14 protein-coding genes are annotated in these 17,849 nt (G+C 72.0%); 8 read left to right on the forward strand and 6 right to left on the reverse strand.

All coding sequences use genetic code 11. The annotated features are described in order from the left end of the window. Positions 1-64: 64 nt before the first annotated feature. Entirely contained in the window at positions 65-640 is a 576-nt protein-coding gene (locus FHU40_RS17655) for a CBS domain-containing protein (protein ID WP_183593527.1), read from the reverse strand. Positions 641-933: 293 nt separating this feature from the next. Between FHU40_RS17655 and FHU40_RS17660 the strand changes: the two genes are divergently transcribed. Both FHU40_RS17660 and FHU40_RS17665 read left to right on the forward strand, forming a co-directional pair. Next, positions 934-1,620: a response regulator gene (locus tag FHU40_RS17660; protein ID WP_183593528.1), complete on the forward strand. Its 687-nt coding sequence runs from the start codon at positions 934-936 to the stop codon at positions 1,618-1,620. A 91-nt stretch (positions 1,621-1,711) separates the two neighbouring features. Next, entirely contained in the window at positions 1,712-3,445 is a 1,734-nt protein-coding gene (locus tag FHU40_RS17665) for a sensor histidine kinase (RefSeq protein WP_183593529.1), read from the forward strand. Here FHU40_RS17665 and FHU40_RS17670 read toward each other — a convergent pair whose 3' ends face one another. From FHU40_RS17670 to FHU40_RS17680, 3 genes are read right to left on the reverse strand one after another with little or no spacing between them, the layout of a single operon-like run. Then, positions 3,446-4,468, reverse strand: a complete 1,023-nt coding sequence (locus FHU40_RS17670) for a zinc-dependent alcohol dehydrogenase family protein (protein ID WP_343057908.1) — start codon at positions 4,466-4,468, stop codon at positions 3,446-3,448. Further along, a complete protein-coding gene (locus FHU40_RS17675; protein ID WP_183593531.1) occupies positions 4,465-4,650 on the reverse strand; it encodes a hypothetical protein in 186 nt (61 codons plus the stop codon). The genes FHU40_RS17670 and FHU40_RS17675 overlap by 4 nt, the downstream gene beginning before the upstream one ends. A 48-nt stretch (positions 4,651-4,698) precedes the next feature. After that, entirely contained in the window at positions 4,699-7,407 is a 2,709-nt protein-coding gene (locus FHU40_RS17680; protein ID WP_183593532.1) for a cation-translocating P-type ATPase, read from the reverse strand. A 151-nt stretch (positions 7,408-7,558) separates the two neighbouring features. Here FHU40_RS17680 and FHU40_RS17685 point away from each other — a divergent pair, with 151 nt between their 5' ends. The 6 genes from FHU40_RS17685 to FHU40_RS17710 all read left to right on the forward strand — a co-directional run bounded on the left by FHU40_RS17685 (position 7,559) and on the right by FHU40_RS17710 (position 15,198). Then, a complete protein-coding gene (locus FHU40_RS17685; RefSeq protein ID WP_183593533.1) occupies positions 7,559-8,125 on the forward strand; it encodes a hypothetical protein in 567 nt (188 codons plus the stop codon). A gap of 20 nt (positions 8,126-8,145) precedes the next feature. Further along, positions 8,146-8,364 carry a DUF1918 domain-containing protein gene (locus tag FHU40_RS17690; RefSeq protein WP_183593534.1) on the forward strand — a complete coding sequence of 73 codons (219 nt, stop codon included), beginning with the start codon at positions 8,146-8,148 and terminating at the stop codon, positions 8,362-8,364. A 105-nt stretch (positions 8,365-8,469) separates the two neighbouring features. Beyond that, complete coding sequence (locus tag FHU40_RS17695) at positions 8,470-8,877, forward strand: Hsp20/alpha crystallin family protein (RefSeq protein ID WP_183593535.1); 408 nt, start codon at positions 8,470-8,472, stop codon at positions 8,875-8,877. A gap of 85 nt (positions 8,878-8,962) precedes the next feature. Next, positions 8,963-11,641 (forward strand): HAD-IC family P-type ATPase, encoded by a 2,679-nt coding sequence (locus FHU40_RS17700; protein ID WP_183593536.1) that lies wholly within the window; start codon positions 8,963-8,965, stop codon positions 11,639-11,641. Beyond that, positions 11,583-12,503, forward strand: coding sequence for a universal stress protein (locus FHU40_RS17705; RefSeq protein ID WP_183593537.1), 921 nt, complete (start codon positions 11,583-11,585; stop codon positions 12,501-12,503). The genes FHU40_RS17700 and FHU40_RS17705 overlap by 59 nt, the downstream gene beginning before the upstream one ends. A gap of 10 nt (positions 12,504-12,513) precedes the next feature. After that, on the forward strand, positions 12,514-15,198 hold the full coding sequence (locus tag FHU40_RS17710) for a GNAT family N-acetyltransferase (protein ID WP_183593538.1): 2,685 nt from the start codon (positions 12,514-12,516) through the stop codon (positions 15,196-15,198). Here FHU40_RS17710 and FHU40_RS17715 read toward each other — a convergent pair. Together FHU40_RS17715 and FHU40_RS17720 are read right to left on the reverse strand one after the other, a co-directional pair. Continuing rightward, a complete protein-coding gene (locus FHU40_RS17715; protein WP_183593539.1) occupies positions 15,114-16,211 on the reverse strand; it encodes an alpha/beta hydrolase in 1,098 nt (365 codons plus the stop codon). The genes FHU40_RS17710 and FHU40_RS17715 overlap by 85 nt on opposite strands. Positions 16,212-16,213: 2 nt before the next feature. Beyond that, on the reverse strand, positions 16,214-17,848 hold the full coding sequence (locus FHU40_RS17720; RefSeq protein WP_183593540.1) for an NAD(P)-binding protein: 1,635 nt from the start codon (positions 17,846-17,848) through the stop codon (positions 16,214-16,216). Between the last annotated feature and the right edge of the window lies 1 nt (position 17,849).

Genomic DNA, 17,849 nt, shown 5'->3' on the forward strand with positions numbered 1-17,849 from the left:
GCGCCCCGAGCCGCGGCCGTCGTCGGTGGCCGATCGAGGCCGTCCCCGACACCGGGGACTCGGCTCACGCTCGCTCGACACGGACGTCGACCACACCGGCCACGGTGCGGGCAACGACCCGGGCCAAGGACTCCTGTCCGATGTCGGTGGGCCCACCGATGGTCACGATGCCGTTGTCGATCTGCACCAGCCAGTCGTCGTAGCCGACCGACGCGAGCTTCTGGTGGATGTCCGTTGCGATCGCGGCGTCGTGGCGCGCCAGAGCCCTGACGACGTCGCTGCGGCTGACCATGCCGACGACCTGATCGCCCCGGTCGACGACCGGCAGGCTCTTCGCACCGAGTTCGGTCATCAGCTCGACGGCGACCGCGACCTCGTCGTCGGGCGCGATCGTGACGGTCGCGCGCGTGTAGACGCTCTCCACGGTCGGCGGAACGACGACCTCGGACGCGGCCGGCCGGTCGTGCTCACCGGGCGCGCCGCCCACCGCGCTCCTGAGCAGATCGAGCTCGCTCACGATGCCGCGCAACCGGCCGTCGCCATCCACGACGGGCATCGCGGAGATCCTGTGGTCGCCGAGCTGACGCAGTGCCTCCCGAACGCTCATGCGGAGCGTCGCGGTGATCGGGTGCGGCGTCATCGCTTCTCGTACCAACATCTTCGCCTCCGCTGCTCGATCGGGATCGCCACACTCGGTGGGCGTCGCACCCGACGCGTACGGCGAGCACGGATCTCGGTGTCGAGGTGTCCATGCCGCTCCCAGGAGCCGACGCACCACGGGCCTGACACTCCGACCGTGGGGCGGCGACGGCCGCAGCACCATGGCAGTCGGACCCCTGGATGCCGTGACCTTGGTCAGATGACCAGTACCCCCGCGACCGATGCCCCGACGACCCGTCGATCGCAGCCTCATCGTGGTCCTACGGTGACCTCATGTCCGAGCCGGCCACAGCGCGCCACCCGCAGTCCCGACGACCGATCACGGTCTATCTCCTCGACGACCATGAGCTCGTGCGTCGAGGGATACGCGACGTGATCGAGGCCGACGGGGATATCAGGGTGGTGGGTGAGTCCGGCTCTGCAGTCGGGGCCGTCGACCGGATCGTGGCCCTGCGGCCCGACGTGGCGCTGCTCGACGGCCGGCTGCTCGACGGAGCCGGGATCGAGGTGTGCCGGCAGGTGACCACCCGGGTGCCGACGGTCGCGACCGTGGTGCTCACGTCGTACGACGACGAGGAGCAGCTCTTCGCCGCGATCCTCGCCGGAGCGAACGGATATCTGCTCAAGCAGATCGGCGCGGTCGCTCTCGTGGATGCCGTTCGGAGGGTTGCGTCGGGCCAGTCGATGCTGGATCCCGCACTCATGCCGCGGGTTCTGGAACGGATCCGCGCTGGGGACCCTCCTGCGGCACCATCAGCCGGACTGACGGCGACCGAGGAGCGTCTCCTCACGTTGCTGGGCGATGGGCTGAGCAACCGACAGATGGCGCTCCGCACCGGACTCGCGGAGAAGACCGTGAAGAACTACGTATCCATCATGCTCGGCAAACTCGGCCTCGAGAGCCGCACGCAGGCGGCGATTCTCGCGATCAGGCGACGCTCGAGCCCGATCGTGCGGTGACTCACCCCGATTGGGTAGGTCGCTCGGCAGGCATGGCGGCATCGGCACGGCTTGCTACCGTTGTGAGGGTAGGCTGCTCACGGGAGGGAGCATGGACTCTGGCCCGCGGCACGCCGTTGAGCGGTCGCACTGGTCCAGCACCCAGTTGGGCGCTGCCTCCTTCGACGACCTGCTACGGGAGTTGATCGAGCGGGTCCATGGCGCCTTGGAGGAGCAGGAGCGCTGGCAGCTGTTGCTCGAGGCCGTGGTCAGCATGGCGGCCGATCTGAGCCTCGACGATCTGTTGGCCAGGATCGTGGAGATCGCTGCGGGGCTGGCGCAGGCCCGGTACGCCGCGTTGGGTGTGATCGGGGACGGCGCCGGCAGGCGTCTGTCCAGCTTCGTCACGCACGGGATCTCCGAGGAGGAGGCCCAGCGCATCGGGCACCTTCCCGAGGGACATGGCCTGCTCGGCCTGCTGGTCGACCGGCCCGAGCCGCTCCGCCTGCACGACATCTCCGCCCATGCGGCCTCCTACGGCTTCCCCTCGGGCCATCCGGCCATGCGTACGTTCCTCGGCGTGCCGGTGCGGATTCGCGACAAGGTGTTCGGCAACCTCTACCTGACCGAGAAGACCGAGGGGGGAGACTTCACGACTCAGGACGAGGACATCGTGGTCGCCCTGGCTGCGGCGGCCGGGGTGGCGATCGAGAACGCCCGGCTGCACGACGAAGCGGCACGCCGGGAGCGCTGGCTCTCGGCTGCGGCCGAGCTGACGGCGCTGCTGCTGCGGCCCGACGCCGACGAGAGCGCCCTCCAGATCGTCGCGGACAGGGCTCGAGACCTGGCGGGTGCCGATGTGGCGTGGGTGGTCGCCGGTCCGGACGAGTCCCAGTTGTCGCTCCGGGTGGTCTCGGGCAGACCGGCCGACCCGGAGGTCATGGCGACCCTGGACCTGAGTGGATCGTTGGCCCGGGTCGTGGTCGCCAACGGCGTTCCCGTCACGGTCGAGGACCTGGCGGCCGACACTCGGGCGCTCAACGTCGCCGAGCTGCTGGGGTGGGATCCGCTCGGTCCGGCGGTCTTCGTGCCCCTGAGCAGCGCTGCGGGATCCGAGGGCGTAGTCGCCCTGGCGTGGCGCCAAGGGACGGATCCCACGGCCTTCACCACGGACGCATCGCTCCCGACGCTGTTCGCCGAGCAAGCGGCGCTGGCACTGCACGTGGCACGTTCGCGGCGTGACCAGGAGCGCCTCGTGCTCCTCGAGGATCGCGATCGGATCGCGCGGGACCTGCACGACTTGGTGATCCAGCGCCTGTTCGCCGTCGGGCTCGGGCTCCAGGGAACGATGCGCCTCGACGTGCCCCCGGGGGTGGTCGAGCGGCTCGAGGAGGCCGTCGACGACCTCGACATCACGATCCGCGACATTCGGCGCACGATCTTCGCCCTCGGGTCGATGGACACCGGCGGCGACCTACGCGCGGCCGTCACGGACGTGGTGGACCGGGCGGCGGGAACGCTGAAGTTCCGCCCCGAGCTGCGGTTCGAAGGTCCGGTTCGGACCCGCGTCGGTGAGGACCTGGCGCCGGACGTGCTGGCGGTTCTCACCGAGGCCCTGTCGAACGCCTCCCGGCACGCACAGCCGTCGTCGTGCCTCGTCGAGCTCAGCGTGGTCGACGGCGTCCGGCTGCGGGTCGTCGACGATGGTGCCGGGATGCCGGACGAGGTGGTCGAGAGTGGGCTCTCCAATATGCGCCGACGCGCCGAGCAGCGCGGTGGCCATCTGTCCATCACCTCGGGCGCGGGAGAGGGCACCGAGCTCGTGTGGTGGGTGCCGAGTAGCTGATCACCGCTCGACGGCGAGCACCGCGGAGCCGCTGATCCTTCCAGCGGCCAGGTCGGCCAGCGCACGATCGGCGCTCTCGAACCCGTACGTCGTGACCTTCGGTCGGATCTCGATCCGTCCGGCGAGCCGGAGCAGCTCCTCGCCGTCGCGCCGCGTGTTGGACGTGACCGACCGGAGGTCCCGCTCCAGGAACAGGTGATCGTGGTACGTCATCGCCGGGATCGTCGACATATGGATGCCGGCCAGCACGACCGTGCCTCCCGGCCCGACGGCCTCGAGCGCGACCGGGACCAGGTCGCCTGCTGGCGCGAAGACGATGGCTGCGTCCAGTGCGACGGGCGGTCGGTCGGCCGCCGCGCCGACCCAGGAGGCACCAAGGCGTCGGGCGAGAGCACGATCGCCCTCTCCGCGCGATGCCACGAACAGCTCGGCGCCCTGGGCGAGGGCGACCTGGGCGGTGAGGTGGGCGCTCGAGCCGAAGCCGTAGACCCCCAGGCGTCCACCCGCGGGCAGGTTCGTGCGTCGCAGTGCGCGGTAGCCGATGATGCCCGCACACAGGAGCGGGGCCAGGTCGGTGGCGGAGACGTCCTCCGGCAGCCGATAGGCGTAGGGGGCCGGTACCAGGAGTTGCTCGGCGAAGCCGCCGTCGGCGTCCCACCCCGTGTACGTCGAAGTCGGACAGAGGTTCTCCCTGCCGGCGCGGCACCAACGGCACTCGCCGCAAGTGCCCCGCAGCCAGGCGGCCCCGACCCGGTCGCCGACCGCGAAGCGGTCGGTGGCGGACCCGGCGGCAACGACCCGGCCCACCACTTGGTGCCCCGGAGTCGTTCTGGGGTGATGCGGCGGCAGATCGCCCTCGGCGAGATGGAGGTCGGTGCGGCAGACGCCGCAGGCCTCCACGGCCACGAGCAGCTCGTTCCCGGCGGGATCGGGCATGCGCTTCTCCGTCGCGACGAGGGGGCGGGTCGACATGGGGCCAGGTGTCTGCACGACCCAGGCGGTCATGGTCCGAGAATCGGTCATGATCCGCTCACGGCCGTGCTCAACGCGATCCGGATCAGGTGTGTGAGGACCTCGCCGACGAGTCCGCCGATCAGGCTGGCGACGAGCACGAGGACCAGCAGGGAGAGGCCGGCGGCGGCGCCGGGGTGTCGTTCCGTGAACGCGAGGCCTTCGCGCCCGGCGCGGCTCGTGGTGGTGGACATGGGGCCACGCTCGCCTTCCTGACGGATGCCGCGCAGGGGCGAGAGTCGTCACCGGTTCGGGACCAAGTGCCCGGCCCGGTCGCGGGTCAGACGCCTGGTGCGTCTGACCCACCGATAGAGCTCATCGACACCCCACACGATGACGGGGAAGCTGGCAAGCACGGCGAGCTCGCGACCGTGTAGGGGGCGGGTTCCGAGAACCGACTGGGCGGCCGGCAGGTAGATCGCGGCGGCCGTGACCGTGACCTCGAACGCGATACCGGCCAGCAGGAGCCGGTTGGAGAGCACGCCGATCGCCAGAAGTGAGACGTGGTCGGTGCGTGCCGCCATCGCCGTACCGATCTGGCAGGCGACGATACCCGCGAAAGTCATCGTGGTGGCCCGCAGGTAGTCGTCGTGGAGTGCGGTGCCGGGACCGGTCGCGTCGCCGGGCCGCCAGCCGGCGTCGTAGAGGACCCAGAGGAAGCCGGCCATCACGAGGGCGGCCGAGGTCACGCCGAGGATGGCCCAGGCGCGCACCAGCATCCGGCCGGTGATGATGCTCTCGCGGCGGTCCCGCGGAGGGCGCGACATGAGGCCGGGCTCGGCCGCCTCGCGTCCGAGCGCGAGCGCCGGAAGAGTCTCGGTTCCGAGGTCGATCATCAGGATCTGCACGATCGTGAGCCCGAGTGGGATGGCGCCACCGGAGAGGGCGAAGAAGAGGAAGGGCACGATCTCGGGTACGGCGTGCGCGAAGATGTACAGGATGAACTTGCGCACGTTGTCGTAGACGCGCCGGCCCGCCTGGACCGCGCGGATGATCGTGGCGAAGTCGTCGTCGGTGAGCACCATGGTGGCTGCTTCGCGCGCCACGTCGGTGCCGCTCCTGCCCATGGCCACGCCGATGTCGGCCTTGCGCAGTGCCGGGGCGTCGTTGACGCCGTCACCGGTCATGGCGACGACGTGACCGACGTGCTGGAGGCGGTCCGCGATGCGCAGCTTGTCCTCCGGGGCGCTGCGAGCGAAGACGACCTCGTGGCCGCTCGCGAGCAGCCGATCCACCTCAGTGTCGTCCATCGCCTCGAGCTCGGTGCCCGTGACGATCACCGATCGCCCGGCGTCACCGATGCCGGCGGAGGCGGCGATGGCGGACGCGGTGCCGCCGTTGTCACCGGTGATGACGTGAATGGTGATGCCGGCTCGGTGCGCCTCCTCGACCGCGTCCGGGACCGCGTCACGGAGTGGGTCCGACAACACGGCGAAGCCGATCAGGACGAGCTCCTGCTCCACCTGTGCCCGGTCCGGCACGTCGCCCGGCGGTGGCAGCTCGCGTTGGGCGCAGGCGATGATGCGCAGACCTCGCCCGGCCAGCTCGTTCAGCCGCTCCAGCAGGCGATCGCGCTCCTCGGCGCTCAGCGGACTGGCCTCGCCGTCGGGGGTCATGACCGAGACCGACCGGGCGAGCACGGCCTCGGGCGCGCCCTTCGTGAGGATCTGGCTGGTCCGTCGCCGGTCGTCGACCACCACCGACATCAGGCGCAGTCGGGGATCGAAGCTGTACGTCGCGTCCCGCCGCTCCGCGCGATTCGCAGCCGTGGCGAGCGAGGACGCGGCGTCGAGGAGGGCGAGCTCGGTCGGGTCACCGGTCCGTGCCACCGGGTCTGCGGTCGTGCACGATCTCAACACGTGCGCCATCGCCGAACGGACGGGACCATCCGGCGCATGACGCGCGGTGGCGTCCCAGATGCTGTGCAGGCTCATCCGGTTCTGGGTCAGGGTCCCGGTCTTGTCCGTACAGATGACGTCTGTGGACCCGAGTGTCTCGACGGCGCTGAGCCGCTTGACCAGGCCTCCACGTCGCGCGAGGTCGGCGACGCCGACGGCCAGGGCGAGCGTGATCGTGGGCAGGAGACCCTCGGGCACGTTGGCCACCAGCAGACCGATGGCGAAGACAGCGGCGTCCGCCACGCTGAGACCGGCCAGCACACCGAGTGGCAGGAAGGCCAGTCCGACTCCGACCGCCACCGCGGCGATCAGCCAGGCCACCCGTCGCACCTGACGCTCGAGCGGGCTGGGCTCCTGTGTCGTTCGGCCGCTGAGCCCAGCGATCCGGCCGAGCTCGGTGCCCATCCCGGTCTCGACGGCGACAGCGAGGCAGTCACCGGTGGTGCACGTCGTCCCGGAGAGCAGCACATCGGTCGAGTCGAGGAGTCGCTGTGTGATCTCATCGCCGGCTTGGGCAGCTGCTCTCACGACGGGAACCGACTCCCCGGTCACCGCCGAGAGGTCGACCTCGACGGCGCCCGACAGGATCTTCGCATCCGCGCAGACGGCGTCGCCCTCGCCGAACACGACGAGATCGCCGGGCACCACCGCACGTGCTTCGATACGGTTCCGGCGTCCGTCCCTGACGACGAGTGCGTGGGGCGGCAGGTAGGCGCTGAGGGCGGCCACGGCGTGCTCGGCGTGGCGCTCCTGGAGCAGCGCGAGCGCCGCGTTGAGAGCGATGACGAGCAGGATGGCGACCCCGAGGGTGACCGCGCCGGTCAGAAAGGACAGTGTCGCGGCCAGCCAGAGGAGCAGCGCGAGAGGGTGGATGAGCTGCCTGACCAGCGAGGTCAGCAGAGACGGCCCCCGATGGACCGCCAGCTCGTTGGGGCCATAGCGGTCGAGACGCGCGTGCGCCTCCTGATCGGTCAGGCCGTCCATCGTGGTGCCGAGTCCTACGAGCACGTCCGGAAGCGACCGCACCAGGAGAGAGGGCTCGGCGGCATCCATGCCACCACGCTGATCCGTCGCGCGTGAAGCGGCAATGGTCAACGGTCCCTTCCCACTCGCTCCGAGATCCCGGCTCTCGGTGGCCCGAGGTCCCGGGCGACGGGTCGTTCGGCCCTGCAGGCGCGAGAGCGAACGGGAGCACCGTGGTCGCATGAGGGCATATCGGGGGATCTGGGCCACGGCGATCGCCGGGTCTGCCCTCGCCGCGCTGCTCGCTGGCGGAGCACGGCTGGGCTGGTGGGGCGTGGCCGGAACGCTGATCGGACTCGCGGTGCTGGGCGGCTCGCTCGCTCTGTCGTGGGTCGAGGGTGAACGTCGTTGGCGGATCGCCGGCAGTTGCGCGAGCTGGCTCGCACTCACCGGGCTCCTGCTGGTCGGTCTGCCCTGTGCCCTCGGCGGCTGGGGTGTCCTCGTGCTCCTCGGGCTGGCGGTCTCCAGCCCGCCGCTCCTGGAGCGCGGTGCGAGGTGGCTTCGCGGCCGCAGCTCGGCGGCGACGTCCGACACGCTGGAGCGATGGAGCATTCGTGACCTGGAGCGGCGCTGGCTGCGCACATCGGAGCAGCTGCGTGACCGTCGCACGCCTCCTGGAGTCGCGCTGCAGCTCGTCTGTGAGCGGGAGCGGCTCCTCGATGCGATCGAGCGCAGCAACCCGGGCGAGTTCGCTGCGCGTCTGGCGCGATCGGGCTGGCCGAGCGCCGGGTCGGTCGTGGATCTGTGATGAGACGAAGGAGCAGGAACATGTATGCGTTCAGGGGTGACCAGATCGTTACGGGTGGGGGCGCCGGGTCGCCAGCGCGCCGGGCGGAGGTGCTCTCCGGTGATCATGCCGATGGCCATCCGCCGTTCTGGGTGCGTTGGTCCGATACCGGCGAGGAGACCGTCTGGACGCCGACGGCCGCCGCCGAGGTCGAGCACGCGGGTCCGACGTACCCGCCGGAGTACGAGGAACATCGATGACCTGGGTCTGTCGTGAGGCGGGACCTTCTGCCCTGGGGCCGATTGCGGGAGCGCGGTCTGCTGGACGTGACCGACGGTGCCGAGGAAGGAAGGAGTGAGATCGCCATGAGCACGACCGTTGAGCGCAACGGCCAGTCGTTGGTGGACGAGCTGCGGAACTGGATGGGGCTGGTCGCCAACCCCAGCATCAGGATCGAGGAGTTCGTCGACGGAGATCGCCGGGTCGTTCGAGCGGACATCCCCGGCGTCGACCCGACCAAGGACATCGAGCTGTCGGTGGACGGGAACGTGCTGCGTCTGCGCGGAGAGCGCCGTGCCGAGGAGCACGATCTGCACCACACGGAGATCCGGTACGGGAGCTTCGAGCGAGTGGTCTCGATGCCGCCCGGCACGACGGCGGAGGACGTGGCCGCGGAGTACGTCGACGGTGTCCTCACCGTCACCATGCCGATGAGGGCTCCGGTCGCCTCGTCGACGATCCCGATCACGCATCGGGAGCTGCCGGCCGAGTAGCCGGCGACGAGATGATCGAGGTCGTGGCCCCCGTCGCTCGCCCGACGGGGGCCACGGTGCGCACGGGCGGGGAGAGGCGGTCCGGGTGAACGGCTCGCCACCATCGCAGTCGACCGGCCTGTCGGAACAGGAAGCGGCGGCCCTGCTGAGCCGGCATGGCCCCAACGTCATTCCGCGCGGTCCACGCCGCTCGGTCTGGAGACGGGTCGGCGACCAGCTACGCGACCCCATGATCCTGCTCCTGCTGGGGGCCTTCGTCGTCGTCGCCGCCGTGGGCGACCTCCCGGACGCGGCCATCATCGTCGCGGTGGTGTGCCTCAACACCGCGATCGGCGTGGTCCAGGAGGTCCGGGCGGCGAACGCGCTCGCAGCACTGGAGCAGCTCGCGGCGCCCGAGGCGACGGCGATCCGGGACGGGCGGCCGGTCCGAGTCCCCACCGCGGATCTCGTGCCGGGCGACCAGGTCCGGCTGGATGCCGGTGACGTCGTGCCCGCCGACGTCGTGCTGGTCCAGGCGGCCGGCGTTCAGGTCGATGAGTCGTCGATGACGGGGGAGTCGGTCCCGGTGAGCCGCGAGAGCGGTGCGGAGCTGCTCGCGGGCAGCGTGCTGACCCGTGGCCGGGCGCTCGGGCAGGTGGTCCGGACCGGGACGACCAGCGCCCTCGGCGGCATCGCCGCCGCGGTCGTCGCCGCCGGAGTCCGGACGACACCGTTGCAGCGGCGACTCTCCCGCCTGTCGGGGCAGCTGGTCTGGCTGACGCTCGCAGTCGCCGCGCTCGTCCTGGTCCTCGGGATCGCGCGCGGCCAGGATCTCACTGACATGCTCGTGGTCGCGGTGAGCCTGGCGGTGGCCGCGATCCCCGAGTCGTTGCCCGCGGTCGTCACCGTGGCACTGGCGTTGGGCGCCTATCGGATGGCGCGCCGGAACGCACTCGTGCGCCGCCTGCCTGCGGTCGAGACCCTGGGCTCGGTCACGGTGCTGGCGACGGACAAGACCGGGACGCTCACCGAGGGCCGGATGACCGTGGGACTGGTGTGGACGCCGGACGGCAGTTGGCGAGTCTCGGGAGGCGGATACGCCGTGGCGGGCGGCTTCGACCCGATCGACGAGGTCGTCGACGGTGAGGCGTTGTCGCTCCTGCTCCGAGACGTCGTGCTCTGCAACGATGCCCGACTCACCGGACCCGCGGCCGGAGAGTGGACGGTCGTCGGCGACCCCATGGAAGGGGCGCTCCTGGTCGCGGCTGCGAAGCACGATCCGGGATTCCTGGCCCTGTCGGAGCAGTGGTGCCGCGTCGGCGAGCTTCCGTTCGACAGCACGACCAAGCGCATGGTGACGATCCATCGCAGCTCCGTCGGTCGCCTCGTCGTCTGCAAGGGCGCTCCCGAGGCCGTGTTCGACGCCCTCGGCGACCCGGCGCGGGCGGAGGCCGCCCGGATCGCGGCAGAGGGGCTCGCCCGACGGGGGTACCGCGTCCTCGCGGTCGCCGACGCCCTCCGGGACGACCCGGACGCCGAGGTGGATCTCGACCGGGACCGTCCGGCGGGCCTGATGCTCCGCGGCCTGGTCGCACTCGTCGACCCGCCACGAGAGTCCGCCCGCGACGTCGTCTCCGCGTGTCGCGAGGCGGGCATCCGAGCGGTGATGATCACCGGAGACCACCCGGCGACCGCCCGAGCCATCGCCGACGAGCTCACCATCACCCTCGACGGTCCGGAGGTGGCCACCGGGGCCGACGTGGCCGGCGGACGACATGCCGAGCGAGTCAGCGACATCGGCGTGTACGCACGGACCCGCCCCCAGGACAAGGTCGACATCGTCGCCGCCTGGCAGCGCCGCGGGGCGGTGGTCGCGATGACGGGGGACGGTGTGAACGACGCGCCCGCCCTGCGCAACGCCGACATCGGTGTCGCGATGGGCAATCGGGGGACGGAGGTCGCGCGCCAGGCGGCAGACCTGGTGCTGGCCGACGATGACCTGCGGACAGTCGTCGCAGCGGTGCAGGAGGGCCGCCGGATCTACGCCAACATCCGGCGGTTCCTGCGCTACGGCCTGTCCGGGGGGCTGGCGGAGGTCCTCGTCCTGCTCCTCGCGCCGTGGCTGGGCATGCCGCTGCCTCTCACCCCGGGACAGATCCTGTGGATCAACATGGTGACCCACGGGCTCCCCGGTGTGGCGTTCGGCGGGGAGCCCGCCGACCCGGTCGACATGCGTCGGCCGTCGCCGTCGCCGGAGCGCTCGGTGCTCGGTGGGCTGCTGCCGCAGATCGCCGCGACGGCGGCGCTGATCGCCGTCGTGGCGTTGGCGGTGGGCCTGTCGGTCGAGGGGGAGGGGGCACGCCGGACCACCATCTTCCTCGGTCTCGGACTGGCGCAGCTGTGGCTGGCGCTGGTCCTACGTGCGCCCCGGGGCGACGGCGGCTGGCGCGCCCGGAGCCTGGAAGCGGCGGTCGCGGGAGCCGCGTTGCTCCTGGTCGCGGGGGCGGTCTGGCCGCCGCTGTGCGAGCTGCTCGACACGACGGCGGCCTCCGCCTCCCAGATCGCGCTCGTGGCGATCCTGGCCGCAGTCCCGGCGGCGGTCGTTGCCGTGGTGGGTCGGCTGTACCGGGGCTCGGGTGGGTCCCGGGTCCCTGGGCCGGGGCCCAAGGGCCCTGGTGACGGTGCGGGCCACCGGAGGAACATGGAGGGAGAGCGGGGAGGGCACCATGCTGGAGAACACCATGCTGGAGAACACCGCGGAGACCGTCGTCGCAGCCGTGGCTGACAAGGAATCGGAAGCCGGGCTCGCCTACGTCGTCGCCGACCTGCGGCGGCGCGGTGGCCGCGTCCGTCTGGTGCACGTCGTACCGGCCATGGAGCTCCTGGGCTCTTCGGAGCCGATGGTGGTCGAGGGCGACACGCTGCGCCGAGCGGGTTCGGACGTGGTCGACGAGCTGGCCGCCGCCCTGGGCCACGAGCTCCCGGACGCGCCGGTCCTGACGGCCGTGCTGTTCGGGCCCACCGTCCCCGAGCTGGTCGGCAGTGCTCGCGGCGCACGAAGCATCGTCGTGCAGCGCCGCCCACGGGGTTGGCGACGCGTCGTGACCCTGTCCACGGCGAACGGAGTGGCGGCGCACGCATCGGTCCCGGTGGTGGTCGTCCCCGGTGAGTGGGCCCCGGAGCCGTCGCGCGAGCCCGTCGTGGTCGTGGGCGTCGACGATGTGCTGACCGCACCTCACCTGCTCGCGACCGCGTTCGACGAGGCCGAGCTGCGACATGGACGCCTCCGGATCGTGCACGCCTGGCACTTCGACGACGCCTACGACGACCTCGTGCTCGTAGGCGGGGCGGCCCGGGCCTTCGAGGATGAGCTGCGCCATGATCTCGAGCGTGAGGTGGCGCCGACGCTGCGTCGGCACCCGGACGTCGCCGTCGAGCTGGTGGTTCGGCATGCCCGGGCGGCCGACATGCTCACGGAGGAGTCCGAGTCCGCAGGACTGCTCCTTCTCGGCCGACATCGGCCGACGTTGTCGTGGGGCCCGCACCTGGGGTCGATCGTCCGCGCCGTACTCCGCGAGGCCGCGTGCCCCGTGATGGTCGTCGACCCGGCCACCGCGCCACCGGCCCGCGATCGCACGCCTGGCTGAGGGCACGGACGTGCGTCCCGTCGGAAGACCCGGAGCCCGCGCCGACGTGCTCCTCTCGGACGGCACCGTGGCGTCGATCAGGCCGGCCGTCGAGGCCGACCGCGCGGCACTGGTGACACTCCACGAGCGCATGAGCGTCGACAACGTGCGGCTCCGGTTCTTCTCGACCAGCACGACCGCGGGCGGCCGCTACGTCGAGCACGTGCTCGACGTGCCGGAGGTGCTCGCGCTCGTCGTCGAGCGTCGGGGCGCGCTGGTTGCTCTGGGCACGGCCGAGATCGTCGGTCCCGGGACCGCGGAGATCGCCTTCGTCGTCGCCGACGAGAGCCACGATCTGGGGATCGGCAGCCTCCTGCTGGAGCACCTCGCCGCCGTCGGGCGCGACCATGGCGTCCGCCGGTTCATCGCGGACGTCCTCCTCGACAACACCTCGATGCTCAGGGTGCTGCACGACGCCGGCTTCTCGTCCTCCCGCAACGTCGAGGGCAGCTGCATCCACGTCGAGATGGACACGACGGCGTCGGCCGAGGCCGTACGCGCGGCAGACGAGCGGGAGGCGCGCTCGGAGTCGCGATCGCTGCGCCCGGTGCTGTTCCCGACCTCGGTCGCGGTGGTCGGTGTGCGCCGTGACGGGACGGGTGTCGGTGCCGCCGTGCTGCGGTCCGTCGTCGCCGGCGGGTTCACCGGCGACGTGTACGTCGTCCACCCGCGCGGCGAGACGATCGAGGGAAGCGAGGGCGTCGAGGTCGTGTCCAGCCTCTCCGCACTCGAGGGAGGGGTCGACCTCGTGGTGGTCGCGGTGCCCGCCGTCCACGTGCGGTCCGTGCTGGAGGACGCGGCCCGAGCGAGGTGTCGCGGTGCGGTCGTGCTGTCCTCGGGCTTCGCCGAGATCGGCGCGGAAGGCGAGGCGCTGCAACGCGGCATCCTCGACCTGGCGCGCGCGAACAGCATCCGCCTGGTCGGCCCCAACTGTCTGGGACTGATGAACACGGATCCGGCGGTGCGTCTCAACGCGACGTTCGGCAGCACGACACCCCCACCGGGGGGACTCGCCCTCGCCTCCCAGTCCGGCGGTGTGGCGATCGTCCTCGCGGACCTCGCCCGTGAGTCGGGAGTCGGTGTCGGGCTGCTGGTCTCGTTGGGCAACAAGGTCGACATCTCCGGGAACGACCTGTTGGCGGCCTGGCGCGACGACCCGGGTGTGACGGCCGCCGGCCTCTACCTGGAGTCCTTCGGGAACGCGCCCAAGTTCGCCCGGATAGCTCGGGGGTTCAGCGAACGCAAGCCGCTCCTCGCCGTCGTGGGTGGGCGATCGTCCGGGGGGCGACGCGCCGGGGCCTCCCACACGGCGGCCGCGGCGACGCCGGAGGTGGGGATCCGCGCCCTGTTCGCGCAGGCGGGCGTGGTGGCGTGCGAGAACGCCGAGCAGCTGGTGGAGTGTGCCCTGCTCCTCCAACACCAGCCGCGCCCCCAGGGTCGCCGGGTGGCGATCCTCAGCAACGCCGGGGGCATGGGCGTGCTCGCCGCCGATGCCGCCGAGGCCTGTGGCCTCCTCGTGCCCCAGCTCTCCGCGCGCCTGCAGGATGCGCTGTCCGCCGCGGCCCCGGGCGTTCCGGGCACGTCGAACCCCGTCGACGCCGGGGCCGGCGCCGCTCCCGATGCTCTGGCCGCGCTCGTCGACGAGCTGCTCGCCTCCGGCGAGGTCGACGCGCTCCTGGTCGTGCTGGTCGCCACCGCCGTCACCGACCTGGCCGGTGCGCAGCCGCTCATCGAGGAGGTACGTCGTCGACGGCCGGACAAACCTCTGGTCCTCGTGCCGCTCGGCGGGCTCGACGTTCCCGCATCGGCGGGCATCACGACCTACCGCAGCGCGTCGGCAGCGCTGGGAGCCCTCGCCCGTGCCGCCATGTACGAGGAGTGGCGGCAGGAGCCGCACGCGCCGCCTCCCGCGGACGACCCGGCCCGCGGCCACCGCACCCGTGCCGCCGTGCACCGACTGCTCGAGGTCAGCCCCGACGGCGGCTGGCTCGGCGCCGACGAGCGCGAGCAGGTGCTGGGAGAGTACGGCCTCGTGCCGGAGGGGGTCGTCGTCCCGGGCGCGGCGGAGGCCGAGGCGGCCGCGACGAGGATCGGGTTCCCGGTGGCCGTCAAGACGGCGCAGGGCTCGACCGTGCACCGGACCGAACGAGGGCTGGTCAGGACCGACCTCCGGACGCCGGCCGACGTGCGTGACGCGGTCCGGGCGTTCGACGAGACGCTCGGTGGCCCGGCACCGGTCCTGGTCCAGCCGATGGTCGCCGGCGTGGAGATGGCGATCGGCATCCTGCAGGACCCCCGCTTCGGGGCGCTCGTGATGGTCGGTGCCGGCGGTGTCGCGATCGAGGTTCTGGATGACCGAACCTTCCTCGTCCCGCCGGTGACGCCTCGCGATGCGACGCGCGCGATCCGCTCGCTGCGGGTGTGGCCGTTGCTGGACGGCTACCGCGGGGGTGCGCGCGCCGACGTCGACGGCCTGGTTGCGCTCCTGGTGCGGGTCGGGAGGTTGGCCGAGGAGACTCCTGCGGTGGCCGAGCTCGACCTGAATCCCGTCGTCGCCGGCCCAGCCGGGTGTCACCTGGTGGACGTGAAGGCGCGGATCGCGCCCGCGCGGGTGCCGGACGCGGGCATCCCGCGTCGCCTACGCCGGCCGTCGTGACCGAGCCTCGAGACGGTCCGGCGAGGGCCGGCTCGGGCTGATGGCGTGCGAGCGGAGGAGTCTCGAAGCCACGCCTGCGGGGCGGGTTGCCTCCCGGTGCGGCGGCGACGCCGCGCACCTTGACCGTGCTGGGGAGGACGGACGGCCGCTGCCGGCAGACCCGCCAGCCACCGGACCACCGGCGGGCCAGCGACGTCGGCGCCGAAGACGGCCTCGTGGTCCACACCGGACAGGAGCCGCACCGTCGTCGGGTGACCCACAGCGTCCAGGGCCGTCGCGAACCGAGAGGTGAGGTCGACCGGCACGATCTCGTCCGCCGTGCCGTGGAGCAGGAGGACGGGGACCTCCGGGCGCAGGGCGGCGCGCTCGACCGGGTTCGCGGCCGCCCAAGCAGCCGGGTCGTCGTCCGGGCTGCTGCCGAGGAGCACCGTCGCCAGGTCGGGCACCGCGCCCACGTCGTAGGGCCCGGCCAGTCCGATCAGGGCGTCGGGCCGCACGCGGGGAGAGCCGCAGGAGGGCGAGTAGTCGTCGGGCGCCAGCACCGCGAGCGCGGCGAGGTGCGCTCCAGACGAGTGTCCGAGCACCGCGACGTGATTCGTGACGAAGCCTTGCGACCGGACCTGCGCGGTGACCGCGGCGACCGCGCACAGGACGTCCTCCACGGGCGTCGGGTAGGTGACGCCGTCCTGGGCCGCCCTGATGTGCGTGGGCGCGGCGATGACCCCGTGGACGGCGAGGTAGGCGCCGAGTCCGGTCAGGCCCGAGGGATCGGCGGTGTACCACCCGCCCCCGGGCACGAGGACCACGAGCGGGGCCCGCTTGATCCCCTCGGGCAGGAACACCTCCGCCGTCAGCCCGGGTGCGTACTGCACGGTCACCGGCGCCCGGACGGACGGGCCCGGCCTCACGGTGGTCGACGTGCTCGACCCACCGCATCCCGCGGCAGCGGAGGCGACCAGTACGAGGACGGTCGTCGCGACCGGCCGGAGGCGCCGTCGCGGGATTCCGTCCACGGTCAGTCCTCCTCGCGAACCATCGTGATGGCGCCGGCCGGGCACTCCGCGGCGCAGATGCCGCAGCCCTTGCAGTAGTCGAGGTCGATGACGTACGGCGCTGCTGGATCGTCGGTCTTGATGACGGCGTCATCGGGACACATGCCGAAGCAGTTGTCGCAGGCGAAGCAGGTGCCGCAGGACAGGCAGCGGCGGGCCTCGTCGAGGGCGGTCTCCGCGTCCAGTCCTCGCACCACCTCGTCGAATGTCGACGCCCGCCGCGCGGCCTCGAGCACGGGTCGGTGGCTGCGGGGAGCGTCCGTGTAGTACCAGGTGTGCAGCCGGTCGTACGTCGCCGGTTCGCCCGGGGAGTCGGAGCCGGGCAACTCACCACGCAGCCAGGTGTCGATCGAGGCGGCGGCGCGCCGGCCATGGCCCACCGCGTACGTCGCGGACCGGACGTCGGGGACCATGTCGCCTCCGGCGAAGAGACCCGGACGTCCGGTCATCAAAGTGTCGTCGACGGACAGGACCCCGTCGACGGACTCGAGCCCGGCCATGCCGTCGAGGAAGCGGAGGTCGGTGTCCTGTCCGAGGGCGAGGACGAGGGAGTCGGCGGCGAGGTGCTCGAACGTCCCGGTGGGTTGGGGAAAGCCGTTCTCATCGAGCTCCATCCGCTCGATCGTGAGGCCGTCGTCGTCGACGTCGGTGACGGTCGAGAGCCAGGTGAAGCGCACCCCCTCGGCCTCGGCCTCCGCGACCTCGGAGGGGTGCGCGGGCATCCGGTCCCGGGTGCGGCGGTACACGACGACGGCGTCCTCGGCGCCGAGCCTCCGGACGGTCCGGGCGGCGTCCATGGCGGTGTTGCCGCCGCCGTAGACCGCGACTCGACGACCCAGCAGTGGACGGTCGCCCTCGGAGACGTCATGGAGGAGCTCGACGGCGTCCAGTACCCGCGCGGCCGAGCCGGCCGGCAGGTAGGTCCGCCGTCCCAGCTGAGCACCGACCGCCAGGAAGGCCGCGTCGAACCGTCCGTCATGCAGCTCCGCCTCGAGATCGGCGACGGGGGAGTCGAGGCGCAGCGTGACTCCGAGTCCCACGATCCGCTCGATCTCGGCATCGAGCACGTCTCGCGGCAGCCGGTAGGCGGGGATGCCGTAGCGCATCATGCCGCCGGGCTCCGGTGCCGCGTCCGCGACGGTGACGTCGTGCCCGAGGCGGGCGAGGTGGTACGCCGCGCTCAGCCCGGCCGGACCGGCGCCGACGACGAGAGCTCGTCGTCCGGACGGTGGCCGCACGGCCGTGACCGACCAACGGTGCCGGAGGGCTTCGTCGCCGAGGAAGCGCTCGACGGCGTTGATCCCGACGGCCTCGTCCAGGGACCCGCGGTTGCAGGCCGACTCACAGGGGTGGTAGCAGATCCGGCCCATCACGGCGGGGAACGGGTTCGTCTCCATGATCCGTCGCCACGCGCGCTCGTAGCCGGTCTCCCCGTCCTCGGCATCGCGGAGCCACTCGCGCACGTCCTCGCCGGCGGGGCAGCCCTCGGCGCAGGGCGGACGGAGCGAGACGTAGACCGGGCGCTCGGTGCGCCAGGCCCCGGTGTGGTTGGCGCGGCTGGTGCCGACGTCCAACGTGATGGCGAAGGGGTGGTTCATG

Origin of the sequence: Nocardioides soli (assembly GCF_014191495.1) — a bacterium.
GTDB classification, from domain to species: domain Bacteria; phylum Actinomycetota; class Actinomycetes; order Propionibacteriales; family Nocardioidaceae; genus Nocardioides; species Nocardioides soli.

What these genes read in the sequence shown, in the direction of transcription:
- FHU40_RS17655 (WP_183593527.1), bottom strand. Translation starts at nt 640, where the DNA reads ATGACGCCGCACCCGATCACCGCGACGCTCCGCATGAGCGTTCGGGAG.
- FHU40_RS17660 (WP_183593528.1), top strand. Translation starts at nt 934, where the DNA reads ATGTCCGAGCCGGCCACAGCGCGCCACCCGCAGTCCCGACGACCGATC.
- FHU40_RS17665 (WP_183593529.1), top strand. Translation starts at nt 1,712, where the DNA reads ATGGACTCTGGCCCGCGGCACGCCGTTGAGCGGTCGCACTGGTCCAGC.
- FHU40_RS17670 (WP_343057908.1), bottom strand. Translation starts at nt 4,468, where the DNA reads ATGACCGATTCTCGGACCATGACCGCCTGGGTCGTGCAGACACCTGGC.
- FHU40_RS17675 (WP_183593531.1), bottom strand. Translation starts at nt 4,650, where the DNA reads ATGTCCACCACCACGAGCCGCGCCGGGCGCGAAGGCCTCGCGTTCACG.
- FHU40_RS17680 (WP_183593532.1), bottom strand. Translation starts at nt 7,407, where the DNA reads ATGGATGCCGCCGAGCCCTCTCTCCTGGTGCGGTCGCTTCCGGACGTG.
- FHU40_RS17685 (WP_183593533.1), top strand. Translation starts at nt 7,559, where the DNA reads ATGAGGGCATATCGGGGGATCTGGGCCACGGCGATCGCCGGGTCTGCC.
- FHU40_RS17690 (WP_183593534.1), top strand. Translation starts at nt 8,146, where the DNA reads ATGTATGCGTTCAGGGGTGACCAGATCGTTACGGGTGGGGGCGCCGGG.
- FHU40_RS17695 (WP_183593535.1), top strand. Translation starts at nt 8,470, where the DNA reads ATGAGCACGACCGTTGAGCGCAACGGCCAGTCGTTGGTGGACGAGCTG.
- FHU40_RS17705 (WP_183593537.1), top strand. Translation starts at nt 11,583, where the DNA reads ATGCTGGAGAACACCATGCTGGAGAACACCGCGGAGACCGTCGTCGCA.
- FHU40_RS17720 (WP_183593540.1), bottom strand. Translation starts at nt 17,848, where the DNA reads ATGAACCACCCCTTCGCCATCACGTTGGACGTCGGCACCAGCCGCGCC.